6 protein-coding genes are annotated in these 8,271 nt (G+C 68.6%); 1 reads left to right on the top strand and 5 read right to left on the bottom strand.

Going from position 1 to position 8,271, the window contains the following annotated elements:
• The 3 genes from ABW137_RS18230 to ABW137_RS18220 form a co-directional block, all read right to left on the bottom strand.
• A partial coding sequence (locus ABW137_RS18230) for a Trm112 family protein (RefSeq protein WP_526402481.1) occupies positions 1-200 on the bottom strand: 200 nt, incomplete at its 3' end.
• Between the two features lie 3 nt (positions 201-203).
• Positions 204-659 carry a hypothetical protein gene (locus ABW137_RS18225; RefSeq protein ID WP_526402479.1) on the bottom strand — a complete coding sequence of 152 codons (456 nt, stop codon included), beginning with the start codon at positions 657-659 and terminating at the stop codon, positions 204-206.
• A gap of 89 nt (positions 660-748) precedes the next feature.
• A complete protein-coding gene (locus ABW137_RS18220) occupies positions 749-3,748 on the bottom strand; it encodes an AMP-binding protein (RefSeq protein ID WP_526402477.1) in 3,000 nt (999 codons plus the stop codon).
• A gap of 118 nt (positions 3,749-3,866) precedes the next feature.
• Here ABW137_RS18220 and ABW137_RS18215 point away from each other — a divergent pair, with 118 nt between their 5' ends.
• The gene (locus ABW137_RS18215; protein ID WP_526402489.1) at positions 3,867-5,615 is read left to right on the top strand and encodes an ABC-F family ATP-binding cassette domain-containing protein; all 1,749 of its coding nucleotides are present in this window, start codon (positions 3,867-3,869) and stop codon (positions 5,613-5,615) included.
• Positions 5,616-5,641: 26 nt separating this feature from the next.
• Here the strand turns inward: ABW137_RS18215 and argH are convergent, their stop codons facing one another.
• Both argH and ABW137_RS18205 read right to left on the bottom strand, forming a co-directional pair.
• Complete coding sequence (gene argH / locus ABW137_RS18210; protein WP_526402475.1) at positions 5,642-7,063, bottom strand: argininosuccinate lyase; 1,422 nt, start codon at positions 7,061-7,063, stop codon at positions 5,642-5,644.
• Entirely contained in the window at positions 7,060-8,262 is a 1,203-nt protein-coding gene (locus ABW137_RS18205; RefSeq protein ID WP_526402473.1) for an argininosuccinate synthase, read from the bottom strand. The genes argH and ABW137_RS18205 overlap by 4 nt, the downstream gene beginning before the upstream one ends.
• Positions 8,263-8,271 lie beyond the last annotated feature (9 nt).

Raw genomic sequence — 8,271 nt, 5'->3', positions numbered from 1 at the left:
GGCTCGGCCCGCTCCAGCAGCGCCTCGTGTTCGGCGTCGTCCGTCACGGTCTCGGCCTCGGAGATCAACAGCACGGGCACACCCGCCTCGATCCGATATGCACGTCGCAGCCGCGGGTTGTACAGCCGGTCACCGATGAGAAGAAGCGGGCCGCGGTCCTCCGGGCACACCAGGATGCTTCGAAGCTTGCGGTCGAGCACGACTCAGCCGAGCGGAATCTGAATGGTGCCGTTTTGATTCGGATCGATGCCGTAGCCGGGCATGTTGCCGCCCGGGATGGTCTGCGGGTTCAGCACGGGGCCACCGCCCGCTGCCGCCCCTCGGGCTTGATTGCGCTTCTGATACGCCACCGTCTGCTCGAGGGCGGTGATCATCGGCACCTGGTTGGGGCGCTTCTCCATCGCGGCCTGAAGGTCGGTGATGTTGCCCTTGGAGGGGACGTAGCCAAGGGCGCGCAGCTTCATCGCGGTGTGGATGAGCTTCGAGACCTGGCCGCCGGCGGAACCGGTGTCGTACTGCTGGTAGATGTCGTCGAGGACGTCCGCGTTGGCGGTGCCGACGCCGGTGCCGATCAGGAGCCCGGCGGCCAGCGCACTGCTGGCCACGGCCCCTGTGACCGCACGACGCCAGCCGGTCGTCTTGCTGGACTGCGATCCCATCAATCCTCCATCGTGCAGGGTTCCCCGACCCTAGCGGCCGCGTGCCGCCAGCGGGAGCCTAACAAAGCGCCGCGACTGGGGCACCCCATTCACGTCTGGCCACTCGCCTCACTCGCGTCACTCGTCTGGGTCACGCCCCCGAGCTCGGCGCGGACGGCAGCGGTCAGCCGCCTGTACCCGCCCGTCTCCTCGTCGAGGTACCAGGCGTGGCGGGATGGCTTCGGAATCCCCGCGGCGCGCAGCGGGCCAAGCAGCGGCCGGTACGACGCGCTGAGCCTCATCTCGGTCACGTGCACGATGTCCGGCGGGCTCCCGACCGGAAGCGTCGCGAGCGCCGCGTCGAGGTCTGCGGTCGGCACGCTGCCGCCGGGGCTCAATGAGATCGCCGTGACGGCGAGCTCCCGGCCGTCGACCTCGACGCGGTAGGTGGCCGCGAGGTCGACGGCGCCGATCCGTCCGACGGCGTGGTTGATCGTGGCGCCGTAGACGGGTCCCCGAGCGGTGTGAATCACGGACCGCCGGGTGTCGACCAACCAGAAGTCACCGTCGTCGTCGCGGCGGAACAGGTACTCCGTCGACACCCAGGTGTCCGCAGGTGCGAAGACGCCGCGCTTCACCGACGCCGTCGGATCCACCGGCCCGCGCGGGCGGGCCAACAGCACGCCGACCTCGTTCGGGCCCGCGAGTCGGACGAACCCGCGCTCGTCTTCGAGGATCAGGTCGTCGACGGCGTCGTAGGCCGCCAACTCGATCTGGCCGCCGCCGGGCAGTGGCCTGCCCTCGCTGCCGATCTTCGCGGCCGACACGTTGGCCAGCACGGCTTGGCCGTCGGTGGTCGCGAAGAACTCGACGACGTGGGCGGGCGCGAACTCCTCCTCGACGCGCTTCCACAACCCGGTCGGCATGCCCGAACCGATGAACAGCCGGACCGGATGGTTGCCCCGCAGCGAGAACGCCGGATCGTCGATGACCTCCCGCAGCATCGCCCACGTGTAGGACACCACCGTCACGCCGTACTGCCTCAGCTCGTGGACGAACCGGTCGGGGCGCAGCCCGCGGGACAGCGCGATGCGGGTACCGCCGACCACCGCGCCGCCGAGGCTGACGAGCAGCCCGGACTGATGATGCAGGGGGGTCAGGCAGTAGACGGTGTCGCCGCCGCCGAGGTTGGCCGCAGAGGCAGTCCCGAACGCCGACAGCGCCCACCGGAAGTTCGTGATCTGGCGGGCGACGAGCTCGCCGCCGACCGTGGCGAACGCGACGTACGCCAGGTCCCTGGCGAGGCCAGGGTTCGGCCGATACCAGCCGGGCAGCGCGACGACGTCGGGATCGATCTTCTCCATGTCGACGACGTCGTCGTCGGCGGCGAGATCCAGATCTCGTGCCTCGCCGCCGCCGAGGACCAGCACGCGCAACGGCAGCTTGCGAGCGGCATCGAGGTGGACGGGGTCGGCGATGACGTCGGAGACCGAGCCGATCCTGGCGGCCTCCGTGAGGTCCGCGTCGGGTGGCATCAGGACGGCCACCGCGCCGAGCCGGGACAGCGCGGCGATCGCGACCAGCGCGCTGGGCCTGGTCTCCATCAGCACTCCCACGTGCGCACCTTGCCGCACGCCGACGTCGATGAGGCCACGCACGACGTTGTTGATGCGGCGGTCCACGGCCTCGTAGGTGTGAACGCGCCCGTCGAACAGCAGGAACTCGCCCTCCGGCGTCGCCCGCGCCTGCTCACTCATGATGCGGCCGAGCGAGATGCGGGTGTGCTCGTTGATCTGACCGAGCCGCGCCAGGCGGGGCAGGGTGCGCGCCGTCTCGACGACCAGCGCACGGGCCGACTTGTTGGCCGCCACGACGGCCGATCCGGCGGCCTTGGCGACGCCGAACGTCATCTCCGCCGCGGCGCCCGCACCGTGTGCGATGCGCGATGCCAGTGGCACGCCGGTCTCGTTGGTCTGGGTGGGCTGCAACGCCATCGGGAGAACGCCTTCGGGCATGTCGCCGTCACCGGAGATCCACTTCACCCACGCCGCCACCGTCGGCCACGTCTGCGTCGCCGCCTTTGACCCGACGACGAGCCCGAAATGCCCTGTGCGGATCAGGTATTCGTAGACATTTGCCTGCGGCGAGGCCCGCTTGATGCCTCGCACCGACGCGGGCTGACCGATGTCGTCGACCTCGCCGACGACCGCCAGAACCGGGCAGTCGATGTCACTGAGCGTGACCAGGTCGCCGCGAATGGCGAACCCGCCACTCATCATCCGGTTGTGCGCGATGAACTGCTTCAGCAACTCGGCGATCGCCGGGCCCGACCACGCGATCCACCCCTCGGAGGCCAGGAAGCGCCGTTGCTGCTCGCGCGGCAGCAGGGCCTCGCGGTCGTGGAGCTGGCGCACGAAGTCGATGCGCGACTGCGCCGTCTTGATGGGATCGAGCATCTGGAAACCCGCGCGTGCCAGCCAGCCGGGAATGTCGATGCGGCTGAAGACGTGGTCGGCCATGAAGTCCGCCGCGCCGACCGCCAGTCCGGCAGGCAGATTCATCGGCAGCGCGGCCAGGGTGTCGACGGGCGAACCGAACCCGACGATGCTGGCCAGGTCCTTGGACCGTCGATACGCAGCGGTCTGATACGCGAACATCCCGCCCTGGGAGTAACCAGCGAGATGGACGTCGCGGTCTGTGACCTTCTTCACGGTATCGATGGCTTCGCTGAGTGCGATCACGTGGTCGGCGAGGTTGCGCTGCATGCCACCCTCGACCCGATCCGGCGAGCCGAAGTCAATGACCCAGGGGTCGATGCCCGCTTGGTGCAGGATTCCGACCGCGCCCTCGGCGCGCGTCACGTCCCACATGTCGGCCGACATCATCATCGGGTGGACCATCAGTACCGGCGGCCCGGCTGGCTTGGCGCCCGGCCTGCTGTCCGGCGGAAAGTAGCGGCGCAGCCGGTACATCGGCACGCTCTCGACGATCTGGAACGGTGACGGCACCGCGCCGGTTTCGAGCCCGCCGTAGCGCAGCACCTCGAGACCGTTCTGTGCCGTTGCCACCAACCGGCCCACCGGCCCGGTGATTGCCGAAAGGTCAACCACGACGCTCCCCTTCCGCGCGACTGCCGTCCCTGGTTTGCCATCCCGGAAGCCAACCGTGGCAATCATGGCACAGCAGCCTTGGAGCCCCGCGGCGGTCGCACCCTATGATCGGCGGCTGATGGCGAACCTGATCAACCTCGAGCGCGCGACCGTCGGCTACGGCACGCGCACCCTCCTCGACGGCGTGAGCCTCGGCATCGACGAAGGCGAGGCGATCGGCGTCGTCGGCCGCAACGGCGACGGCAAGACCACGCTGCTGCAGCTCCTGACCGCGACCCGACCGCCCGACTCGGGTCGCGTCACGCACACGTCCGGATTGTCGGTCGGCTACCTCCACCAGTCCGACGACTTCCATCCCGACGCAACGGTGCGCGACGTCATCGTCCATGGGCAGGCCGATCACATCTGGGCCGCCGACGCGGAGACCAGGTCGGTGGTCGAGAACCTACTCACCGAGGTGTCGATGGACCGCGAGGTGAGCAACCTCAGCGGCGGTGAGCGACGCCGCGTCGCGCTGGCGGCGCTCCTGCTCGCAGGTCACGACGTCCTGGTGCTCGACGAACCGACCAACCACCTCGACGTCGAGGTCATCGGCTGGCTGGCAGGCCACCTCTCCAAGCAGACCGCCAAGACGATGGTCGTAGTCAGCCACGACCGGTGGTTCCTGGACGCGGTCTGCACCCGCATCTGGGAAGTGCACGGCGGCACCATCGACGCCTACGAAGGCGGCTACGCGGCGTACGTCCTGGCCAGGGCGGAACGTTCTCGCATCGCCGCGGGCACCGAGGCCCGGCGACGCAACCTGATGCGCAAGGAGCTGGCGTGGCTACGGCGCGGGCCGCCCGCGCGGACCTCGAAGCCGAAGTTCCGCATCCAGGCCGCCAACGAGTTGATCGCCAACGAGCCCGAACCGCGGGATTCGCTTGCGCTACAACGCTTCGCCACGGCGCGTCTGGGCAAGGACGTCTTCGACTTGCACCGGGTGACGCTCGAGTTGGGCGGCAAGCTCCTTCTCGACAAGCTCGACTGGTCGATCGGACCGGGCGTGCGGATCGGTCTCGTCGGCGTCAACGGCACCGGTAAGTCGACGCTGCTCAAGCTGTTGATCGGGGAGATCGAGCCGACGTCGGGCACCGTCAAACGCGGGAAGACCCTGCGCATCGGCTATCTCAGCCAGGCGCTGGTCGAGATCGACGGCGACGAACGCGTCCTCGACGCGGTCGAGAACGCGAAGCGGATCACCGAGCTCGCCGGCGGCAAGGAGGTCAGCACGGCCACCCTGCTCGAGGACTTCGGCTTCACCGGCGACAAGCTGACCACCCGGGTCTCGGAGCTCTCGGGTGGCGAACGCCGCCGCTTCCAGTTCCTGCGTCTACTTCTCGACGAGCCCAACGTGTTGCTGCTCGACGAGCCAACCAACGATCTCGACATCGACACCCTCAACGTCATCGAGGACTACCTCGACGGCTGGCCGGGCACGCTGATCGTGGTTACTCACGATCGGTACTTCCTCGAACGCGTCAGCGACGTGACGTACGCACTGCCCGGCGCCGGCCGGTGCGTGCTCCTGCCCGGCGGCATCGAGCAGTACCTGGCTGACCGCATCGCCGCCGAGAGTACGTCGGCCGCGCGAACCGGAGAGCGTCGCGAGACCGACTCGGCCCGTGAACGTCGTACGGGAAAGGAGCTGTCCCGCATCGAGAATCAGCTCGGCAAACTCGACGAGCGGATCGCGAAGCTGCATCTGGTGATGGCCGACGCCGCCGCCGACCACGTCCGACTCGGCGAGCTCAATGCGGAGCTCGCCGAGGTGATCGCCCGCAAGGAATCCCTCGAGGAGGAATGGCTCTCCTTGGCCGACGACTAGCCCCGGGGCTGCGGCGGCAGCGGGCACTAACGCATGTAGGGGCGCAGGCGGATCCGAAGCTCGTCGGTGGTGTCGCGAACGATGCCGAGTTGCTTGGCCACCTGGACCGGCGCGGTTCCACCCCGAGCGTCGCGGGAGTTGACCGACCCGGCGATGGTCAGCACGTCACGCACCTCGGCCGTCAGGCCGGGATGGATGGCCGCCAACTCGTCGTCGGCCAGTTCCTCGAGTCCGACACCTCGCGCCTCGGCCGCCTTCACCGCGGCACCCGCGGCCTCGTGCGCGACGCGGAACGGGATACCTTGGCGGACCATCCATTCCGCGATGTCCGTGGCCAGCGTGTAACCCTTCGGTGCGAGCTCCGCCATCCGGTCGGTGTCGAACCGCAGCGTGCCGATCAGACCGGCCATCGCGGGCAGCAATAGCTCGAGCTGCCCGACGGAGTCGAAGACCGGCTCCTTGTCCTCCTGAAGATCCCGGTTGTACGCCAGCGGTTGTGCCTTGAGCGTCGCCAACAGCCCGGTGAGGTTGCCGATCAGCCGGCCCGACTTGCCGCGCGCCAGCTCGGCGATGTCGGGATTCTTCTTCTGCGGCATGATCGAACTGCCCGTCGACCAGGCGTCGTGTAGGACGGCGTAGCCGAATTCGGTGGTGCTCCAGAGGATGACGTCCTCGGCCAGGCGTGACAGGTCGACGGCGATCATCGACAGCACGAACGCGGCTTCCGCCGCGAAGTCGCGGGCCGCGGTGGCGTCGATCGAATTATCGGCGGCGGCGGTGAAGCCGAGATCCGCGGCGATCGCGTCGGGATCGAGGCCCAGCGACGAACCGGCAAGGGCCCCAGAACCGTACGGTGACACTGCGGCCCTGTCATCCCAGTCGACGATGCGGTCGACGTCACGCAGCAGGGGGTGGGCGTGGGCCAGCAGGTGGTGCGCCAGCAGGATCGGCTGCGCCGACTGAAGGTGCGTCTTGCCCGGCATGATCTCGGTGGGATGCGACGCGGCCTGCATGGCAAGGGCGCCCACCACGTCGAGCCCGGCATTGCCGACCACCCGCATGGCGTCACGCAGCCACATCCGAAACAACGTGGCCACCTGGTCGTTGCGCGACCGGCCCGCCCGCAGCCGACCCCCGAGGTCGCCGCCGACCCGGTCGATCAGGCCGCGTTCCATGGCGCCGTGCACGTCCTCGTCACTGGGCAGCGGGCCGAAGCTACCGTCGGCGACGTCCTCGCCGAGGGAGTCCAATCCCGCCAGCAGGCCGTCGCGCTGCTCCTCGGTCAGCAGTCCGGCGCGGAACAGCACCCGCGCGTGGGCCTTCGACGCCTTCACGTCGTACGGCGCCAGCACCCAGTCGAAGTGCGTGGACTTGCTCAGCGCGGCAAGGGCGTCGGAGGGACCGTCGGCGAATCGGCCGCCCCACAGCGAACCCTCGTTGGTGCTCACTTGCCGCCCAGGTCCCGGCGCGCCGCGATCTTCGACGACAGCCCGTGCACGTGCACGAAGCCCTTCGCGCTGGACTGGTCGAACGTGTCGCCCTCGTCGTAGGTCGCAAGGTTGAAGTCGTACAGAGACTCCGTGCTGCGCCTGCCGTTGACGGCGATGTGTCCGCCGTGCAACACCATCCGAATCTCCCCCGTCACGTGCTCCTGTGTGTCGGCGACGAACGTCTCGAGTGCCCGCTTCAGCGGCGAGTACCAGAGGCCGTCGTACACCAGCTCGCCCCAGCGCTGGTCGGTGGTCCGCTTGAACCGGGCCAGTTCACGTTCCAGCGTGACGTGCTCGAGCTCGGTGTGGGCGGTGATCAACACCATGGCGCCGGGTGCCTCGTAGATCTCGCGGCTCTTGATGCCGACCAGCCGGTCCTCGACGACGTCGAGCCGTCCCACGCCCTGCGCCCCGGCGCGCCGGTTCAGCTCGACGATGGCCTCCAGCACCGTCACCGGCCTCCCATCGATCGAGACCGGCTTGCCTTTCTCGAAGCCGACGATGACCTCGTCGGGCGAGTTCCAGTTGACCGTCGGATCCTCGGTGTAGTCGTACACGTCCTTGGTCGGCGCGTTCCAGAGGTGTTCCAGGAAACCGGTTTCCACCGCGCGACCCCACACGTTCTGGTCGATCGAGAACGGGGACCGCTTGGAGACGTTGATCGGGATGGCGTTCTCCTCGGCGAAGGCGATGGCCTTCTCCCGCGTCCACGCGTAGTCGCGGACCGGAGCCAACACGTCCAGGTCGGGTGCCAGCGAGGCGAATCCGACCTCGAAGCGCACCTGATCGTTGCCCTTGCCGGTGCAGCCGTGCGCGACGGTGCCGCCACCGTGCTGGCGCGCCGCCTCCACCAGATGCTTGACGATCAGGGGGCGACTGATCGCCGATACCAGCGGGTAGCGGTCCATGTAGAGCGCGTTGCTCTTGATGGTGGGAAGGCAGTACTCCTCGGCGAACTCGTCGCGGGCGTCGACCACCACCGCCTCGACGGCGCCGCAGTCCAGCGCGCGCTGGCGCACGACCTCCATGTCCTCACCGCCCTGTCCGAGGTCGATGGCCACGGCTACGACCTCGCGGCCGGTCTCCTTGCCGATCCAGCTGATCGCGACCGAGGTGTCAAGACCACCGGAATACGCCAGGATGACGCGTTCGGACATGTTTTCAAT

The sequence above is a fragment of the Mycobacterium sp. genome (genome assembly GCF_040509115.1).
In the GTDB taxonomy this organism is placed as follows: domain Bacteria; phylum Actinomycetota; class Actinomycetes; order Mycobacteriales; family Mycobacteriaceae; genus Mycobacterium.
This window is presented reverse-complemented; position numbering and strand designations above follow the sequence as displayed.